Origin of the sequence: Bartonella henselae str. Houston-1 (genome assembly GCF_000046705.1) — a bacterium.
Classification (GTDB): domain Bacteria; phylum Pseudomonadota; class Alphaproteobacteria; order Rhizobiales; family Rhizobiaceae; genus Bartonella; species Bartonella henselae.
Genome location: NC_005956.1, coordinates 1,338,941 through 1,357,775 on the forward strand (window position 1 = coordinate 1,338,941; position 18,835 = coordinate 1,357,775).

The following is an 18,835-nucleotide window of genomic DNA, read 5'->3' on the forward strand; positions in this document are numbered from 1 at the left end:
ATCCTATGATGTCTATCATTCTTATGTATAAGAGACTTTTGTTTTAAATTCGGAAGCCACAGCAGATGTTGTTTCCAAATTGCACAAAACACGTTTCAACATCATTTCAGTTTCAGCAGCACGTTCTGAATGGGTTACAAACCCACCCCCAAGAACACGTGCTCCATCAGAATTTCCATCATAAAAAACACAAGCTTGCCCTGGTGCAACACTATTTTCGCACTCTAAAAAGTCAACAGAAAAAACACCCTCTTGATAATGTAAACGAGCAAGATGTGGAGGACGCGTTGAACGAACCTTTACAGCCATCTCAATACCATCGGGAGGGAAATTATCCAACCGTTCATCACCAAGCCAATTCACATCACGCAAAAAAAGCTTATGTGTTTCCAACATTTCACGCGGACCAACAATGACACGTGCATTTTCCACATCGAGATAAACCACATAAAGCGCTTCACCGGTTGCAACACCAATGCCACGACGTTGTCCAACAGTATAATGAACAATTCCCGAATGTTTGCCTAAAACTTGTCCATCGACATGCACAATAACCCCCGGATTGACAGCTTCTGGACGCAGCTTTGTAATAATATCAGAATATTTTCCTTGCGGAACAAAACAAATATCTTGACTGTCATGCTTATTGGCCACAACAAAGCCCATTTCTGTCGCCATTTCACGAACACGTGCTTTGGGAAGGTCACCAAGTGGAAAACGCAAATAATCAATCTGTTCTTGTGTTGTTGCGAAAAGAAAATAACTCTGATCGCGATCGCTATCGAGAGGACGAAAGAGCGCTCGATGCGCGCCATGAGAACGGGAACGAATATAATGGCCCGTTGCCAAAGCATCTGCATCTAATTCACGCGCAGTTGCTAAGAGATCAGCAAATTTAACAGTCTGATTACACGCTATACAAGGCACAGGAGTCTCCCCGTGTGCATAACTTGCTGCAAAAGGATCAATCACAGCTTCACGAAATCGCTCTTCATAATCAAGAACATAATGAGGTATCCCCAATGTTTCTGCTACGCAGCGCGCATCTTCAATATCTTGTCCAGCACAACATGCCCCCACTCGATGTGTTGCAGCACCATGATCATAAAGCTGTAACGTAATTCCAATAACATCATAGCCTTCCTTTTTCAAAAGACCTGCAACAACCGATGAATCAACCCCCCCTGACATTGCTACAACAATACGCGAATTCTCAGGTTGTCCCGGCAAATCAAGACTGTTTAAAAACATCTCTTCATTCTCTATTTAATGTGCACCCTATGCATTCATATTCTTATGCACGTCGTTTGCTATTTTTATGCTATTCACTGTCGTTTTATATTGTTTTTTTACCCTTTTCACAACCAAATAGCATCAGCTTTTTTAAAGCGGCTGAAAATGAAAAAAGTGCAACCAAAATAAGACATAATAAAAATCCCTTTTGCTCTTTTTAAAAATCCAACGAAAACATCGCAATAAGCTCTTTGCCTCTTTTCACTTTGAGCCATATTTTTACGTTTTAGATTATTTTATTAATTTTTTCTTTCAACACGTTTAGCTCTTTTTTAAATTTCATGTTTTATAACCGAATCAAGTCTTTGACAAAAGTAGACGATAAAATGACAAACTTGATAAAAACACAAATGAAATATGTTATTGGGCCAGATGGAAGTCCACTCACAATCGCCGACCTACCGCCAAAAACAACAAGGCGGTGGGTGATCCGTCGCAAAGCTGAAGTTGTTGCGGCTGTCAGAGGTGGATTGTTAAGTCTTGATGAGGCGTGTCAACGCTATACTTTGACCGTAGAAGAATTTCTTTCGTGGCAGAGTTTAATCGATGAACACGGCTTAGCTGGATTACGGATAACTAGAATTCAACACTACAGACATTAATTGTCATGAAGCTGGCTTCAAAATACTATTAAAATATAAAATAGCCAAATTAATTATCAAGTTTGGCTATTTTTTTCTTTCAGCAGACAAATCTCTCAAAGAATTGACCTTCAAACGACATTTTCATTTTAGAAAAGGAGCAACATACTTAAGTAAAGTTTTCTATTTTTCTCCTGAACGTTTTAAGATTATCCAGTCATCGAACGAGATTGCATGAAGATATCCTTCTCACCTGCTACACCGCCATTTTCCCGTGCCTCCAAAAGTTGTGCACGTTGTAACTCTGTAGTGACTTCATGGAGAGCAATTTCAGCATTTGTTTTCTGAAGCTGCAAATCACGAATCGAATTTATAAGATTATCGCGCCTTTGCCGCGCCGCACGAGCCAAAGCAGAATAAGCAAAATGGTGAACGTCACTGTTTCCAGATTTACATTCTTCATGAACAATTTGTGCTTCCAACTCTAACACCATTCGCTCAAATTCTGCGATCATCATCTCAAGCTGTGCGATTTCACGGCGTTTCCCACGCACTTGAAACATCTTCAATCGCACCATACTTTCCCGTGGCTTCATACTCACTACTCCTTGTTTGCGCCAACCCAAAACTTGTATTCGCACCCTTAACGTATAATTTTTAGTTACACTCTTTCTGACGAAAAAAGTCCATTTTTAAAACTTGAAACTCTAGTTTCTGCTCCTCCTTAAAGCATTTGCGAACACACCCTGCTTTAAAAAGCAACAACCATTTTTTTACTTTTCGCCTCCACTATAAAATGCAGAGATTTAAAGCTCAGTAAATAAATACTGAAATTGTAAAAAAGTAATTTAAAATCGTCTTTTACCGAACTTTTTTAAAGTTAAATTTAGCAAAAAACATTTTCTTTTTTATTCAGTGAAAAAATATACGATTTTTCTAAAATAATTTTGTTAACCTCTTTTAAAAATAAAAATATTTTGTTAACCACTATGATAGATAGTGGGGAATTCAGTGGTGATTGTTACGCGTACTACTGAAATATTCATAAATGCTTTTATTATAAGCATTTGATGTTATGAGTTATTTTTTATCAGCTGTGATTTTACCAGCTGTTATAAAATAGAGATGTTCCTCTTGATTCGGGAGGAACAAAGTGAGGGATCTAAAATGCGCGTATTATTAATTGAAGATGATAAAGCAATGACTCAAAGCATTGAGTTAATGCTAAAATCAGCAAATTTTAATGTCTATATCACTGATCTAGGTGAAGAAGGTGTCGATTTAGGTAAGCTTTATGATTACGATATCATTTTGCTTGATCTGAATCTTCCTGATATGTCAGGCTATGATGTCTTGCGAACCCTAAGATTAGCAAAAATAAAAACTCCTGTTCTCATTCTTTCGGGCATGAATGCCATTGAAGACAAGGTCCGTGGCTTTGGCTTTGGTGCGGATGATTATATGACGAAGCCTTTCCATAAGGATGAGCTCATTGCACGTATTCATGCGGTTGTTCGTCGCTCTAAAGGCCATGCGCAATCGGTTATTGTTACCGGCGATCTCATTGTTAACCTTGATGCCAAAACAGTCGAAGTTGCTGGACATCCCGTCCATTTAACTGGTAAAGAGTATCAAATGCTAGAGCTTCTTTCTTTGCGCAAAGGGACCACATTGACGAAAGAAATGTTTCTCAATCATCTCTACGGTGGAATGGATGAACCAGAGCTTAAAATTATCGATGTCTTTATCTGTAAACTGCGCAAGAAATTGGAAGCAGTGTCTTCTAACATAAACTACATTGATACAGTTTGGGGACGTGGTTATGTGTTACGTGATCCAGTTGAAGAGAACGTACGTAAAACCGCTTAAACAGTGAAATGCACATTGTAAAATCTCGGGGTGTAGCGGGCCGAGGTTTTTCTCTGTTACAGTAAAAGACTCGGGCACAAAAAAACCTCTTGTATAGAAAGAACAGTTAAAACTTTAATGCGGACATGCCCATTACACAAATAAAAATGCTATTGTGTTGCAAATTCACGGTTTTTTTTAAAGAGACATCTCTCAACATACCACACCCATTTCATAACAACGCACGTGAAGGATATGACGTAAAATTCATTGTGCCCACCATCTTTAGCTTATGAAACTATAAACCAGCATCCTCATTCTCTTTGCAGCTCAAAATATACGACAGCTCTTGCATTCAAGCGGTTCATAAGAGACATTTTTAATCCTTTCTTGAAGTGTTTTTATCCACATGGCAACCCCACTTGTGATATGCAAACGAATGGTTTTGATTGATTTACCATAAGAGGACTTGAAATGAGAAAATCTGACGATATTCGAAGCTCTTATTCAAGTTTAATAACGCTAAATTATTTTTATAAATCAATGCGTTTCCTTTAAAAGTCCCCACCCTTCCTGTTTGCGAATATAATCTTATCACTCACGGAAACAATCTAAGCTCTCTTTCCCAGCATATTTTAAGTGCTTATATTTTATCAAAGTCTCTTCGTACTTTCCAAAATAACACAACTGTCAGTTTCATTGATATTTATTTTCATACCTGTCATCTGAGCGAGTAACATTGTGTAATAAAACTGGATAACATGTGCATCGATAAATTCTTCTTGAATTTCCCCATTATATAGCGCAATAAAATGAGAAGGAATACGGAGAGTTTTACCGCAAATCTCAAACCGAAAAGAATGTTGATTCTCACCCTGCACAATCATAACAACGATTTCACCCCCACGCGAAACTGTTGCATTTGCAATTAATAACAAATTAAGCAAAAGTTTGACTTCATTTTTGGGTAAAAGCAAAGCAGGAATTTGCCATTTTAAAGTTGCTTTTTCTTCCTTCATATATTGTTGAGCAACCTGTTCAACGGAACGTGTATCTATTTGTCCTCTACTCGTTCCTGCAAAACCAAAAGCCAATCGGGCAAATTGAAGACGTGCAGAAGCGCTTGCAACAGACCAACGCACCAATTGCAAAGCATCTTCTTCAGCTCCTCCTTCATCATAGAGCTCCATAGCATTTTGAATAGCACCAACAGGTGAAATCAAATCATGGCAAATACGGCTACAAAGTAAAGCAGCCAAATCGGTAGACTCCAAAGAAACAGCTAGCGTCATAATGATTGAGAACTCCTAAATTTAAAAACAAGCTCTTTTTTAAAAGAAAACTCTTAACATCCAATGCATACATATAGAAACTTTAACAATCACGCTAAATGGTTTTTAGAAACAAATTCAAGAATTTAAACAACCTTACGTATTATTTTTTATTTGAATCGAATAAAAATGCTAATATTATCTTTTTGTTTGTAACTAAATAAAAGGGAAAATTTCTATGGCTTTCTCTCTCCTAACACGCTGCTACAAAAACATTGTATCTGCGATGTTCCTTTTATTCATCACAATAAATACTGTATATGCTCAATCAATAGAACAAAAAGAACCCCATTATTCGCTGCAAGAAATTATTGATTCCGGTCATATTTTTTTTGGAAAAACTACTAGCGGTATAGCAGTAGCAATTCAAAATATCTTTTCGCAATACGGTTATCCAAATGCCTATATTTTAGGTGAAGAAGCTTCTGGCGCCTTTTTTGCTGGATTAACCTACGGCGAAGGAAAGCTTTTTACCAAAATCTACGGTCAGCATAAAGTTTTTTGGCAAGGACCCTCTGTAGGATGGGATTTTGGTGGACAAGGTTCTCGTTTAATGATCTTAGTTTATGATCTTAATAACGTAAATAATTTATGGGGACGCTATGGCGGTATTTCAGGTTCGGCCTATTTAATAGCAGGTGTTGGTTTTCACGTCCTGAAACGCCAGAATGTTTTATTAGTCCCAATACGTACAGGGATTGGCGCACGTCTTGGTATCAATATAGGATATTTAAAATTAACACCTAAACCAACATGGAATCCATTTTAAATGGACTTTCAATTAAAAAGGGGATGCATGTTTATCCAATCACTTCTTTTTTTTATTCTTGGCGTTGCCGCAACTTCTTGGTTGTTAATACTTCTTTCCCCTCTTATTTGGCGCAGAGCGCTCCACTTTGCGCATAAAGTTGTTTCTGCACAAATTCCATTATCCTTGAATGAAATACAAGCAAACTACGATTTTCTTTGTGCACAACATGCTGTAGAACTAGCGCAAAATGAACAAAAATACGAATCTTTACAAAAAAAATACGCCCAACAAAAAATACAACTCAGTCAAGTAATAGAACAGCTGTATCAATTGCATTTCCCCACACAAGATACGTCTTATTCCTCTCATGAAAAAGAAACTATCGCAATAAAGAATGAAAACAGTGCTCTTACAAAAAACACTTTCCTAATGGAGATCAAAACCATGCGTGAAAAAATTGCATATTATCAGCAACTTTTACAAGAAATTCAAATCGATAATGACGCTACTTGTCACCATAAACTCCTGGATAAACTACGCGAAGAAACAAAAGAATTAGCGGCAACATTAGCTGCTCAAATAGCTCTGCAAGAAAGAGAAGATTCACCCATAAACACATTGATCCAAAATTCTAAAAGCAAAGACGACCTAGCGTCACGTATTCGCAAAAAAATAACCTCTAAAAAAACACATCCCTTACATGAGCTGTCTTTTAAAAACGACTGAGTATAATTTTCTGCATCAATGAGTGCTCATATTAACTTCATCTTTCATAATTACAAAGAATTTGTTTTCGTATTAAGAGAAAGAAACAAAGAAGCTATTAAATATGCGCTTTGTTGATTAAAGAAAAGTGCTTCATGTAATTTGTAACTTTGTTTTTTAAGTTACTACTTTTCTAAAACACCTTCAAAGATATCCCCCCAATCAAAGCCTGCTCTTAAATAGCTTGAAAAGTAAAAGCATTCTTTCAAGAATGGTAAAAATCTCTTATTTTCTGGATAATCATATCCTGATCATTTTTTGTCAAATAAGGATGCATTGGTAAACTGAGAACACAATCTCTCAGAGATTCAGAAACAGAAAGAGAACCGTTGACATAAGGAAAGTGTTTATAAGCTGGCTGTTGATGCAAAGGAGTTTTATAATAAACCATTGTAGGAATAGAATTTTTCTGTAAATAGTCTTGTAATCTATCGCGGTTTTTCACTTTAAGAGTGTATTGTGCATAGGCACAACGAGCATCTTCTGCCACTTCTGGAACTGTAACAATATCTCTTAAATTATTGGCATAATATTGCGCAATCGCAACACGCTTTTCCATCTCCTCTTCAAATATAACGAACTTTTCTAGCAAGATTGCAGCTTGAATTGTATCCAAGCGTGAATTCAAACCGATACGCACATTGTCATATTGCGTTTCACCTTTTCCATGAAACAGGATAGAACGTAAAAGCGCTGCTAAATCATCATCACTGGTCATCATAGCGCCTCCATCGCCATAACACCCTAATGGTTTTGCAGGATAAAAACTTGTCGCAGCCACATCACCAAAAGCTCCGCACATAATACTACCGCTTCTTCCCCCCATTGATTGAGCAGCATCTTCAATCACAAAAAGATTTTCCTTTGCAGCCACTTGAGCAATTTGCGCATAATCGGCAGGAAGCCCGAACAAATCCACAGCAATAATTGCTTTTGGTTTGAGACGTCCCTCTTTTTTAATCATCTCAATTGCTTCACAAAGTTTATCAACGTCGATATTAAATGTATCAGACACAACATCAACAAAAACAGGTTCTGCTCCCACCAAAGCAACCACTTCCGCAGTTGCCGAAAACGTGAAGCTAGGACAAAAAACAGCATCACCTGGCCCAATATTTTTAGCCATAAGAGGCATCTTCAAGGCATCCGTTCCATTGGCACAGGCAATTACATGTTTAACGCCAAGATAATCTGCCAATTGCTCTTCAAATTCTGTTACTTTTGGCCCCAAAATGTATTGACCACTGGCAACCACATGCGCAATTGCAGCATTCACTTTATCTTCAATGCGCGCACGCTGCGCCCCAAGGTCGATAAATTGCATATTAACTCCATTGATAATGACAAAAATATAAAAGTGCTACTAATCTCTTTTATTTCTGATAATTGACACCAGCAGCAGTTAAAATCCGTAAAATAGCAAGAGCATCATCGCCATTTGTACGAGGCGATTGACGCGTTTCAATACAATGAAGAAAATGCTTTAATTCGCAAGTAAGCGGTAAATCTTCATAAATATTAATATAACTCAGCTCATCAGTGCTAAAAGCCCACTCTTGATTCTCCTTCCAAACGGCAAAAGGATGAAATGCCACTTTACGACTCCACGGTTCCATATCATCAAAAACGAGCATAGCCTTTGTCCCAACAACCATTAAACGCCTTTCACGATAGGGGCTAAGGCGTGAAGCAAAAAGATGACTACGGATACCATTTGGAAAAGCCATATGAATATGAGCGAAATCAGAACACTGATCAATTACAGCAGCCCCCTCTCCACGAACTTCAGAAGGTTCACATCCTGTCAAAGCCAAAATCATTGAAAGATCATGAGGAGCAAGATCCCATAAAGCATCGCTTTGTGTATGAAATTTTCCAAAACCTAATCGATGAGAATAAATATAACACACATCTCCCAGTTCTCCATTTTCCACTAATTCAGATATTTTTTCAAAAGCAGGATGAAAGCGCAAAATATGGCCCACCATAAGAATCCGTCCGTATTCTCTAGCCGCCTGAACTTGACATTCAGCATCAACAACATCCAAAGCAATTGGTTTTTCAACGAGAACATCTTTACCATTTTTTACAGCACGCAACACATTTTCTGTATGAAATTGTGGAGGCAGAGCTAATACCAACGCATCAATATCTCTACGAGTAAAAAGATCATCAGGCGCCACAGCATCAACGCCATAAAGACTTGCAAAACTTGCAGCACGATCACTATCAACATCAGAAACTGCTGCTAAAGCTCTAAGACTTTGGAGTGTCCGTATATGATTTCCACCCCAATGACCGCACCCTAAAACCGCTATACGTGGCACCATTTTTATGCCTTACCCTACTCATCATATAAATTATACTTCTCTATACTCCATATCGATGATAAAATAGAATGACAAGAGAAAAGCTTAAAAACGATGCTTGACATCTGACTATTCTACCTCTTATATCCGCAGAAGATGAAATAAATTACAATCATATTTTTATTTGGCGGAGTAGCTCAGTAGGTTAGAGCAGAGGAATCATAATCCTTGTGTCGGGGGTTCAAATCCCTCCTCCGCTACCATTTTCTTCATAATTGTTGGGGAATTTTATACCTTTTTAGCTTGTATCGATTATAACGATTTTTCATTTAAAGCTTTAAAAGAGCTACAGAGCTACCAAGCTTTTCTTTAAATTTCTAAAGTTTTTGTATTTTTGATAAAAGCTTCTTTAAAATCTATCCCTTCACTGTTTCTAAAATGGCAGTAACCAAAATCTTTTTTAAAACAGATACAATTGTAGAGTATATAAGGACTCATATACTCTTTAAAAGCATGTTATCTTTTCTTTTCAGAGAATTCCTCATTATTTTCTCTATAAGCATAAGACCATTAATGTCAATTCAAAACAATAATTAATATAAATAAATTATTTTTAAATTTAATTTAATAATATTTCATAGTATAATAAATAATTCATTTTAATAAATATAAAAATTAAAAATAATTTATCTTTATTTTATTTATTATATTATATAAAAAGCTATAGAAAATGAAAGTTATAATTTAAGCAAAGAAAAATACTGATGATAAAAAATTCCTTCTATTGCGTACAACAGCTGTAGCAATCGTATTTTTCGGAACTCATCTCAATGCACATGCGAAAGTTCTTAAAGTTTCTGATGGAAATAGAAAAAAGATATCAAACAAAAACTACGATAATCTTCTGGCAACAAAGGGTGGAAAAATCATTGGCAAGCATTTAAGGCTAGGCAGTATTGCTGCTCCAGAAGGAGAATCATATTTTGCAACCATTATCATGACGAAAAAACCAACAGTTCTATTGAATTATTGGAAGATACCATGATTGGTGCCCCAATTGGAACTGAACCTTTCTATGGATACGGTATTATGGTAAGCAACGGCGGTACATTTAAAATGACAGGAGGCTCTATCAACGTTTATTCAAACGCCGTTAGCCTATCTGGTAATGACAGCGATGAAAATAAGCTAAAAATGTCATAATAACGAATTCTGAAGCTGATGACATACTAATACGCGCAATAACTACTTATGAAAAAAGTAAACTCACTTTGAAAAATGTAACTGTTACAGAGGCATAAAGTAGCATAGAAGCAAAGTATCATTCTGAAACAACAGTTTCGGGTGGTTTCTTTGGAGGAAAAATATGGGCAAAAAATGGTAGCACTATTATTTTAAAAGACGATGTTAAAATAACATCATTCAAGGATGATATAATAAAAAATGGGGAACCAGGTGATAGGCTATACGTAAGCGGTTTTCAATCCAAAATTACAATGACAGGATGAACAATCATTGCCAAACGAGTCTACTTTTGTTTTAGAAGATGGTGGACAGATTGATACAATAAACACATCGGTAATAACAAAGAACAGCAGCATAAAATTTAAAGCATCTCAAAAACGATAAAACCTCAGAAATTAATTTAACGGATACGAAGTTGCTTGTTAAAAATGGTATTGGAATAAATACAAATCAATCAATCGGTAAAGTTAATCTCAAAAACTCAAAAATCCTTGCTGATACGTTATTCAAAAACGCAATGCAGAAGACAGAGCCTGATGGAACTTTTATTTTAACCACAGACCATTCTATCTTACAAGGCGGTGTAAGAAATGATGAAAACGGTAGAACAAGCTTTGATCTAAAAAATAATACAATATAGACGTTGAAAATCAATAAACAGGAAAAAGATGATGATGGCAATTTGCTTGATATTGCTCAAAGAGCACACTCTGAAGTGTCTGTACTTAATCTCAATAACAGCTCTATTATTTTTGATTCACCAACAGAGGATCATTATCAAACATTGCATATAGGCTCTGGAAAGCCAAACACCACAGCAGTTTATAATGCCTCTGGGGATGCAAAAATTTATTTCAACACTGCATGGAATGATGATAAGCCAATAGCCAATCAAAAAACTGATTGTCTTCTCATCCATGGAGATTTAAAAGGTTCCACAACAGTTTATATCAAAAGCGATTTCAGAGATAAAAATAGTGTTGTAAATACCTCTGATCCTTTAAATACACGCGGCATTTCATTGATTCAAGTTTCTGGAAAAGCCGAAGAAGACTCCTTCAAATTGGTAAATGATTATACCACAATCAATGGATCACCTGATAAGTATATGGCTACATGCCTATGGACCAGAATCAAGCCATGGCAAAGCCAATATTGAACAAAACCTGTTTGATAACAATGATGAAAATTTCTGGAATTTCAGTTTGCAACCTGAATTTCTTAATTCTAATCCAAACTCTGGCTCTAATCCTGGTCCTAACCCCAGTCCTGGATTACATGTGCATGCCATTGCACTACAAATGGCAAGCTATTTTGTTATGCCAAATGCCCTCTTCTATACAGGATTGACCGATATGGCTAAACAGAATGTGCTATTAGCCAATAGAAGAATATCTCTCTTGGGAAAAGAGCAAGAAAAACAGAGCGGTTTCTTCTTATACACACCTATGGAAGTACAGGAAACTTCTCCTCTGAAAGTGCTCCTCGTCAATATGGTTATAGCGGTACTCATCTTCACTACACTGCTCTCCAAGGAGGTGTTAACTTCGCAGCGCTAGAAGGGCAAAATACCAGCACATATTTCGGCCTTATCGGAACCTATGGACAACTGTCCTTCATTCCAAAGGATATGCAAGATGTAAGTAAGAACACGGTGGATAAGTGGTCCCTCACAGCTTATGGCAGTATGCAGGATGACAGGGGTTTCTATCTTGATACGTTGTTGTTCTATGGAATCCTAAAAGGAGATATCAACAATGCCATCATTGGCAAAACCGCAAAAGTGAAAAATGCAAAGATATGGAGCATCTCTACCACCATTAGCAAACAATTTGCAACCGGTATGGAAAAGGTAACATTCGAACCACAAGCACAACTTGCCTATCAACATTTGATATGTTTGACACTTTTGCAGATGCTGATGGCTTTAAAGTTGATATGAACAATCCTCATCAATGGATGATCCGTGTTGGTGGGCGTTTAACCAAAACCGTTACCACCACTGAAAATGGACGTTCTTTTTCCTTCTATGGAAAAGTAAATGCAACTAAAACTTTTGGCGAAGATCAGACAATCCATATTGATAAAGACTATAAACTTGATCCTATGGGCTCTTTCCTTGAAGGCGAGCTTGGTATCAGTGCGCAATTATCACCAGATATCTCGCTTCATGGCGATGTCAATTATCAACAAAAGCTTCAAAAAACCGGTATATCGGGAGCGAGTTTTTCAGGTGGAATACGCTATCAGTTTTAAGACAAAACTATAAAAACACGCGTATAATAGCCCGTCTATTTTAACAAAAGGCAGCATAGGATGTTGCCTTTTATGTATTAAAATCTGTCTTTTTTCATTAAAAGAAATTTTCTCTTTTCGAGTAACAGAAAACAACCAAAAAATTTGAATAATGAGCATTTGTAATTGAAAGATTCTTACAAAATCTTTTTATTTTTCAAACAATCACGCTCAATATTTGTGACTAACCTCCTCCTCATACCTCAAAAAACAAAGGTTCCTAAAAATGCCGGTTTGTAAACAACCCGGCTTCTCTTGGCAGATTTCTACTGTTAACCATTTGTATGATTCACTTCATAAGCTCTACGGGCAAGCCATGCCTTAAATACCTACCACGTTATCTCAAAATACTTAATGTATAAAGTCTTACACACCTTATATCACTGTCCTAAACTACAGTGTTTCACGGCATAACTGGATAAATAAACTTTAAAAATGCAACGGCGCTAAAACAATAAAAACAAAACAGATGTTATAAAAAATTAAATTTTTTTCCAATGAAATACAAAGCCATTATCCTAACGACCTGTTGTTATTTCTTATAATTCAGAAACTCAAAATCCCAATAAAAACTCTTGAATATAAATTTATAATCGCAAAGAAATATGATAAACAATATCAGAAAGGGACGTATTTTATACGCTACATTTACATTTCACAACGTTGTACGCATATTAGGATAAAAATAATTAAGCGAAAACGTTGCTCAATCAATTTATACCAATAAATTTCTTTAAATATAAGAACTCTAAGAACAAAAACAACGAAATTCTACATTCAGAAACAAAAACCTCAAATAGAAAAAAACATCTCTCTCTTTTTTGTAAAACCTATCACACTCTTTTCTCTCTATGAGCAATAGGTTCAATACTGGCTTCAAAAAACATCTTTGTGTAGTCATTTTCTGCATGTAAATTGCGCAAATCATCATTGCTCAGCTCTTCAAGAATAATCCCTTTATGCATAATTCCAACACGTTCACAGATGTGTGCAACAACAGCAAGATCGTGAGATACCATTAAATAAGTGAGTTTTCTTTCTTCTCGTAATGATTTTAATAAGTTTAAAATTTCAGCTTGTACCGAAACATCCAATGCAGATGTTGGCTCATCAAGCAGCAAAACCTCTGGCTCAATAATTAAAGCGCGTGCAAGAGCAATACGCTGACGTTGTCCTCCAGATAATTCATGCGGATAACGATAAAGAAATGAAGAATTTAAACCAACGGAATTTAAAGCATCACATACCCGCTCCTTTGGATTATCCATACCATGAATTTTGAGAGATTCAGAAAGAACAGTATGGACCATTTTTCTTGGATGAAGCGAAGCATAAGGATCTTGAAAAACCATTTGAATACGACGTAGAAAACCCTTATCTCTTTTTTTGGCGACTTCTTTTCCATCAAAAATCAAACGCCCACTATAGTCTGGTATAAGCCCAACCAATGTATTCAAAATGGTTGATTTTCCACATCCGGATTCACCAATCAAACCGTAAGCTTCACCACGCTTAATATGAAAATTAACATTTTTTACAACCGTTACTGCCTTGTGCTTATGCCCAAAGGTTACAGATAAATTAGAAATATCGAGTATATTGTCACAATTGGTCACGAAGTAACTCCTTCAACACCATTAACAATCGTAGGATTATGCAACCAATTAGGATCGCGTTCAGGAACAGCTAAAACGTCAACAGGATTATCAAGCCGTGGCAAACTAGCTAGTAAAGCTTTAGTATAGGGATGACAAGCGCAAGATAAATCACGCGCAGGCAATTCCTCTAATACCCGACCGGCATACATCACCAAAACACGATCACAAAAATCAGCAATCATATTCAAATCATGGCTAATAAAAATAAGTCCTGTCCCAGACTTTGTTACAAGTTCATCTAACACTGACAAAACTTGACATCTCACCGTAACATCAAGTGCAGAAGTTGGCTCATCGGCGATAATTAAATCAGGTTCAGGAATAAGCATCATAGCAATCATCACCCGCTGCCCCATACCACCTGATATTTCATGAGGAAAGAGCCTCATCACATGTTCTGGATCACGAATATGAACGGATTCCAACATAGAAATTGTTTTTTCCCGTGCCTCAACTTTTGAAACACGATGATGAATACAATACGCCTCCATGATCTGATCCCCAATACGCACTAATGGATTAAGCGAATATTTAGGATCTTGTAAAATCATCGAAATACGCTTACCGCGAATAGTCTGCATCCGCGATTCACTTGCTGACAATAAATCGACATCATCAAAGCGCATTTTTTTAGCTTTGACGATTGCTGCTCTTGGGCTCAATTTGAGTATTGCGCGTCCAGTCATTGATTTTCCAGACCCAGACTCCCCAACAATTCCGATTTTTTCTTTCCCCACGGAGAAGCTAACGCCACGTACAGCTTCTAAAACGCCGCGCGTTGTAGGAAAAGAAACACGTAAATCTTCTATCTCTAATAATTTTTTATCCATTGCGTGGATCCAATATATCACGAAGTCCATCACCTAAAAGGTTGAATGCAAGGCTTGCAAACAATATTGCACACCCGGGCATTGCTGCCAACCACCAACTTGTCATCATAAACTCACGACCGGTCGAAAGCATTGCTCCCCATTCAGGACTTGGGAGTTGAGCTCCCAACCCTAAAAAACCAAGACCCGCAGCCGTTAAAATAATTCCAGACATATCTAATGTTAACCGTACCACCACTGAAGGAATACACATCGGCATAACATGAAAAAAAATAATGCGCCAAGGAGATGCTCCTTGCAAGCGAATTGCAGAAATATAATCAGATGAACGTATCGTCAAAGTCTCAGCACGCGCTAAACGGGCTATTGGTGGCCAAGCTGCAATTGAAATAGCAATGGATGCATTTTCAATGCCGGGTCCCAATGCTGCTGCAAAAGCAAGAGCTAAAATCAAAGCTGGAAAAGCGAGAAAAATATCAACCATGCGCATAAGAAGCGTATCAACCCATCCCCCTATATAACCAGAGAGAGTTCCAACAATCAGCCCTATCGGCCCCACAATAATTGTAGTAAGAAAAACAATATAAAGAGTAATCCGCGCACCAAAAACGAGACGACTAAAAATGTCACGCCCTAATTCATCTGTTCCGAAATAATGCAACATAGATGGTGGCTGCAACCGATGAGCAAGATCATTGCTCATAAAATCATGGGTAGCAATCCAAGGAGCAAAAACTGCACATAAAATAATAACAAAAATAATAATTAGACCGAATACGGCCGAAAAATTATGAAAGAATTTGATCACTGAATGATAAATTTTTTGTATGTTCGCTTGAACTATTGACCGCGGAACAGCTTCATATAACCAATAACTTAAAGAAAATGAAGATTGCGGTTTATGATGATTCATTGAAGTAGTCATATTCAGCGTGTCCTTGGATCAAAGATGCGATAAAGTAAATCAGAAAATAAATTAATGGCAACAAAGAGCCCCCCTACTAGCAGCGTGCACCCAACAACTGCATTCATATCTCCTGCCAAAAGAGCATTGGTCAAGTAACGTCCGAAACCAGGCCAAGCGAAAACTGTCTCTGTCAATACGGCACCTTCTAATAAAAAAGCATAAGAAAGCCCAACAACAGTGATAATCTGAACAGCAGCATTGCGGAAAGCATGGAACCAAACCGTTCGCATCCAAGATAATCCTTTCACACGTGCAGTAATAATATATTCCTGATTAAGTTGTTCAATCATAAATCCACGAGTCATACGACTAATATAGGCCATAGCACCGAAAGCTAAGATTAAAGCAGGCATAATAATATGACTAAAAACATTGCCAAAAGCCTCCCACTGTCCCTGCATTGCAGTATCCCAAAGAAAAAAGCCTGTTCTCTGTTCAAAAGAATATTCGTAAAGAAAATCAAGACGGCCTGGTCCACCAATCCAACCAAGCTTAGCATAAAATACCAATAACGCCATCAATCCAAGCCAAAAAGTCGGCGTTGAGTAACTCAGGAGTGTAAAAACACGAACAAAATAATCGATAAATGAATCGCGATACATCGCGGCAAAGACACCAAACGGAATACCAAAACTCGTACCAATAACAATAGCAACTGTTGCAAGCTCTAAGGTTGCAGGAAATACACGCATAATATCTGTTAAGACAGGACGCCCCGAAGTTAAAGCATCACCAAAATCAAACAAAGCTATATTATGAAGATAATTCCAATATTGGACAATCAATGGCTTATCAAGACCCAACTTATAAAACATTGCATCATAAGCTTCCTGACTGATATTATCACCAAGAATAGCAAGAACTGGATCTAAAGGAAGAAGATGACCAATAAAAAAAGTAATAGTCACCAAACCAAGCAACGTAATAAAGACTGAAGCCAACAGCTTAAATGCCTTGAAAAAAAATGCCCATACATGCAGATTTTTCTGCCGTAGTGACATTTCTCCACTTGCTTCTGGAAATGATAAAATCATCTTGATAAAATCCCCATACACTTAATAAAATATTAGTGTGGCACCCCTCTTGCCACACAGTCAAAAATTTATAATCAAGCACTCCACACACTCTTTACTTATATGACTGCGCATATTTTTCTGCATCATTGTAGTAAAGCCTAAAACTATTCCAAACCCATTTTTTTACTGCTGGGCCCATACCAACTGTATAATATGTCTGAAATAAATAAACCATAGGACCGTGCTCAAGCATATAACGCTGTAAAGCACGATATTGTGTAATACGCTTATTTTGATCTTGCTCAAACAACGTATCCATCACCATTTTGTTGACATTTTCATCATAATAACCAGCACGCCAAGCCAAATACATATTGTGCTTTTTTGTAAATGTTGGATCAGGATTAAAAACATGATTTAATGAAGCAGGATGTCCATCAGGATCAGCACTCCCCCAACCCATAATAGCCGTATCATAATTTCCACCACGCACGCGGCTTAACAATTGGGTTTGTGCCATTTTTTCAATTGTAAACTCAATACCAACTTTGCGTGCATTTTCTTGGATAGACTGCGCAACAGATGACATATATGTAAGACTACCAACTAAAAGATTAGCCTTAAAACCATTAGGGTAACCTGCTTCACTTATTAATTGCTTTGCCTTTTCTAAATCCAATTTAAACGGCAATCCCTCTTTCTCATCCAAAGCTCCAGGTATACCCAGTGGCATATAACTTGCACGTGGAATTGCAACACCCTTTAAAACAGTTTTTCCAAGGCTCTCGTAATCAACCAAATAACGAAGTGCCAATCTTACTTTTTCGTTAGCAAAAATTGCATTTTTGTTGTTCAACGATAAATAAATAGACTGCGGTCGTAAAACACGACTAATTTTGACAGGCCCGCCTTTTTTTTCAATATCCAAGATATCCTCTGAAGAGAGATCACGCGCTATATCCACATCACCTTTTTCCAAAAGCAATCTCTGGCTTGCTGATTCAGCGACATGCTGCACTACAATCTGTTTAGTTTTGGGTACGTCATCTCCCCAATAATATTGGCTAGCCTGTAAGACAACTTTCTCCCCTGGAATCCAACGCTCTAATTTATAAGGGCCAACACAAGCCGAATGCGTTGCTAAATATTCATTGCCCATATCGCCATCAACACTCTTTGCTTCAAGTGTTTGGCGATCAAGCAAAGCAGAGGCATAAGACTGTCCAATCACAGTCAAGACAAGTTGGATAGGATAAGGCTTATCCAATTTTAGTTGTAAAGTTTTATCGTCAAGAGCTTGAATATTTGTTTCGACATTGTCTTTAGTAAACCCATAGTTTATCAAAGATTGGGCATAGCCCAACCCTAACTTAACAATACGCTGCATTGACCAAGCGAGATCTTGCGCAGTAGCCTTCCTTCCATCATTAAACTTTAAATCATGACGAAGATGAAAAACAATTCTCGTTCCGCCATCAAAAACATTCCACGACTGAGCCATAGCAGGACGCACTTTTGTAGGATCATTCCGATCATATTGCACCAAGGCACTACAAATATTTGTCAACAATTCACTTGTTACAACCTCAACCGATTGCGCTGGATCAAAACTGCTAATTGAATCAATATTCCAAGCCATCACCAATCTATCTTTAGATGATGCACCAAGTGCTATTGGTATGAATATATTCAAACACCCAATTGCCCCTAATAAAATACAAAAATTCTTCAACATCCCTTTCTTTCTCATTTTCCTTCCTTATTTTTCATTTTTTGTATTTTGCATTTTATTTTACCTTTTGCACACCTAAAATATTTCCGATGTATCGATTTCATCTTTCAACAGCATAGATAGCATAACTGCTAACTCTCCTGTCTAACTTCGATTAAGATAGATTCTCAAACATAAACCTATAATTGAGATGTTTATACCTGTATCACAGTCA

16 protein-coding genes, 1 tRNA gene and 1 pseudogene are annotated in these 18,835 nt (G+C 37.1%); 8 read left to right on the forward strand and 10 right to left on the reverse strand.

Annotated features, from left to right (window positions below; all coding sequences use genetic code 11):
* Window positions 1-21: 21 nt before the first annotated feature.
* A complete protein-coding gene (mnmA, locus tag AYT27_RS06110; protein WP_011181038.1) occupies window positions 22-1,251 on the reverse strand; it encodes a tRNA 2-thiouridine(34) synthase MnmA in 1,230 nt (409 codons plus the stop codon).
* 368 nt (window positions 1,252-1,619) lie between these two features.
* On the opposite strand from mnmA, the gene sciP reads away from it, so the two are divergent.
* On the forward strand, window positions 1,620-1,895 hold the full coding sequence (sciP, locus tag AYT27_RS06115; RefSeq protein WP_011181039.1) for a CtrA inhibitor SciP: 276 nt from the start codon (window positions 1,620-1,622) through the stop codon (window positions 1,893-1,895).
* A gap of 188 nt (window positions 1,896-2,083) precedes the next feature.
* On the opposite strand, the gene AYT27_RS06120 is transcribed toward sciP, so the two are convergent.
* Entirely contained in the window at window positions 2,084-2,470 is a 387-nt protein-coding gene (locus AYT27_RS06120; protein WP_011181040.1) for a hypothetical protein, read from the reverse strand.
* A gap of 571 nt (window positions 2,471-3,041) precedes the next feature.
* Here AYT27_RS06120 and ctrA point away from each other — a divergent pair.
* Window positions 3,042-3,743 carry a response regulator transcription factor CtrA gene (gene ctrA, locus AYT27_RS06125; protein ID WP_011181041.1) on the forward strand — a complete coding sequence of 234 codons (702 nt, stop codon included), beginning with the start codon at window positions 3,042-3,044 and terminating at the stop codon, window positions 3,741-3,743.
* A 632-nt stretch (window positions 3,744-4,375) separates the two neighbouring features.
* Here the strand turns inward: ctrA and chpT are convergent.
* Entirely contained in the window at window positions 4,376-5,014 is a 639-nt protein-coding gene (chpT, locus tag AYT27_RS06130; RefSeq protein ID WP_011181042.1) for a histidine phosphotransferase ChpT, read from the reverse strand.
* A gap of 217 nt (window positions 5,015-5,231) precedes the next feature.
* Between chpT and AYT27_RS06135 the strand changes: the two genes are divergently transcribed.
* Both AYT27_RS06135 and AYT27_RS06140 read left to right on the forward strand, forming a co-directional pair.
* Complete coding sequence (locus tag AYT27_RS06135) at window positions 5,232-5,822, forward strand: DUF1134 domain-containing protein (RefSeq protein WP_011181043.1); 591 nt, start codon at window positions 5,232-5,234, stop codon at window positions 5,820-5,822.
* A 27-nt stretch (window positions 5,823-5,849) separates the two neighbouring features.
* The gene (locus AYT27_RS06140) at window positions 5,850-6,530 is read left to right on the forward strand and encodes a hypothetical protein (RefSeq protein ID WP_011181044.1); all 681 of its coding nucleotides are present in this window, start codon (window positions 5,850-5,852) and stop codon (window positions 6,528-6,530) included.
* Window positions 6,531-6,774: 244 nt separating this feature from the next.
* Here AYT27_RS06140 and AYT27_RS06145 read toward each other — a convergent pair whose 3' ends face one another.
* Together AYT27_RS06145 and AYT27_RS06150 are read right to left on the reverse strand one after the other, a co-directional pair.
* On the reverse strand, window positions 6,775-7,893 hold the full coding sequence (locus AYT27_RS06145) for a DegT/DnrJ/EryC1/StrS family aminotransferase (protein WP_011181045.1): 1,119 nt from the start codon (window positions 7,891-7,893) through the stop codon (window positions 6,775-6,777).
* 49 nt (window positions 7,894-7,942) lie between these two features.
* Window positions 7,943-8,899, reverse strand: a complete 957-nt coding sequence (locus AYT27_RS06150) for a Gfo/Idh/MocA family protein (RefSeq protein WP_011181046.1) — start codon at window positions 8,897-8,899, stop codon at window positions 7,943-7,945.
* A gap of 165 nt (window positions 8,900-9,064) precedes the next feature.
* Between AYT27_RS06150 and AYT27_RS06155 the strand changes: the two genes are divergently transcribed.
* The 4 genes and pseudogenes from AYT27_RS06155 to AYT27_RS06165 form a co-directional block, all read left to right on the forward strand.
* A tRNA-Met gene (locus AYT27_RS06155) sits at window positions 9,065-9,141 on the forward strand.
* A 521-nt stretch (window positions 9,142-9,662) separates the two neighbouring features.
* A complete protein-coding gene (locus AYT27_RS06160) occupies window positions 9,663-9,923 on the forward strand; it encodes a hypothetical protein (protein WP_034447989.1) in 261 nt (86 codons plus the stop codon).
* Entirely contained in the window at window positions 9,920-10,081 is a 162-nt protein-coding gene (locus AYT27_RS08805; protein WP_155245596.1) for a hypothetical protein, read from the forward strand. Before AYT27_RS06160 ends, AYT27_RS08805 begins: the two co-directional genes overlap by 4 nt.
* Before the next feature lie 424 nt (window positions 10,082-10,505).
* Window positions 10,506-12,379, forward strand: a pseudogene (locus AYT27_RS06165) (autotransporter outer membrane beta-barrel domain-containing protein); the annotation flags it as partial.
* Window positions 12,380-13,251: 872 nt separating this feature from the next.
* On the opposite strand, the gene AYT27_RS06170 reads toward AYT27_RS06165, so the two are convergent.
* The 5 genes from AYT27_RS06170 to AYT27_RS06190 form a co-directional block, all read right to left on the reverse strand.
* Window positions 13,252-14,034, reverse strand: a complete 783-nt coding sequence (locus AYT27_RS06170; protein ID WP_011181047.1) for an ABC transporter ATP-binding protein — start codon at window positions 14,032-14,034, stop codon at window positions 13,252-13,254.
* Window positions 14,031-14,906 carry an ABC transporter ATP-binding protein gene (locus AYT27_RS06175; RefSeq protein ID WP_011181048.1) on the reverse strand — a complete coding sequence of 292 codons (876 nt, stop codon included), beginning with the start codon at window positions 14,904-14,906 and terminating at the stop codon, window positions 14,031-14,033. The genes AYT27_RS06170 and AYT27_RS06175 overlap by 4 nt, the downstream gene beginning before the upstream one ends.
* Complete coding sequence (locus AYT27_RS06180; RefSeq protein WP_011181049.1) at window positions 14,899-15,831, reverse strand: ABC transporter permease; 933 nt, start codon at window positions 15,829-15,831, stop codon at window positions 14,899-14,901. Before AYT27_RS06180 ends, AYT27_RS06175 begins: the two co-directional genes overlap by 8 nt.
* A 2-nt stretch (window positions 15,832-15,833) precedes the next feature.
* Entirely contained in the window at window positions 15,834-16,907 is a 1,074-nt protein-coding gene (locus AYT27_RS06185; RefSeq protein WP_011181050.1) for an ABC transporter permease, read from the reverse strand.
* A 94-nt stretch (window positions 16,908-17,001) separates the two neighbouring features.
* Window positions 17,002-18,639 (reverse strand): ABC transporter substrate-binding protein, encoded by a 1,638-nt coding sequence (locus AYT27_RS06190; RefSeq protein ID WP_011181051.1) that lies wholly within the window; start codon window positions 18,637-18,639, stop codon window positions 17,002-17,004.
* Window positions 18,640-18,835: the final 196 nt, after the last annotated feature.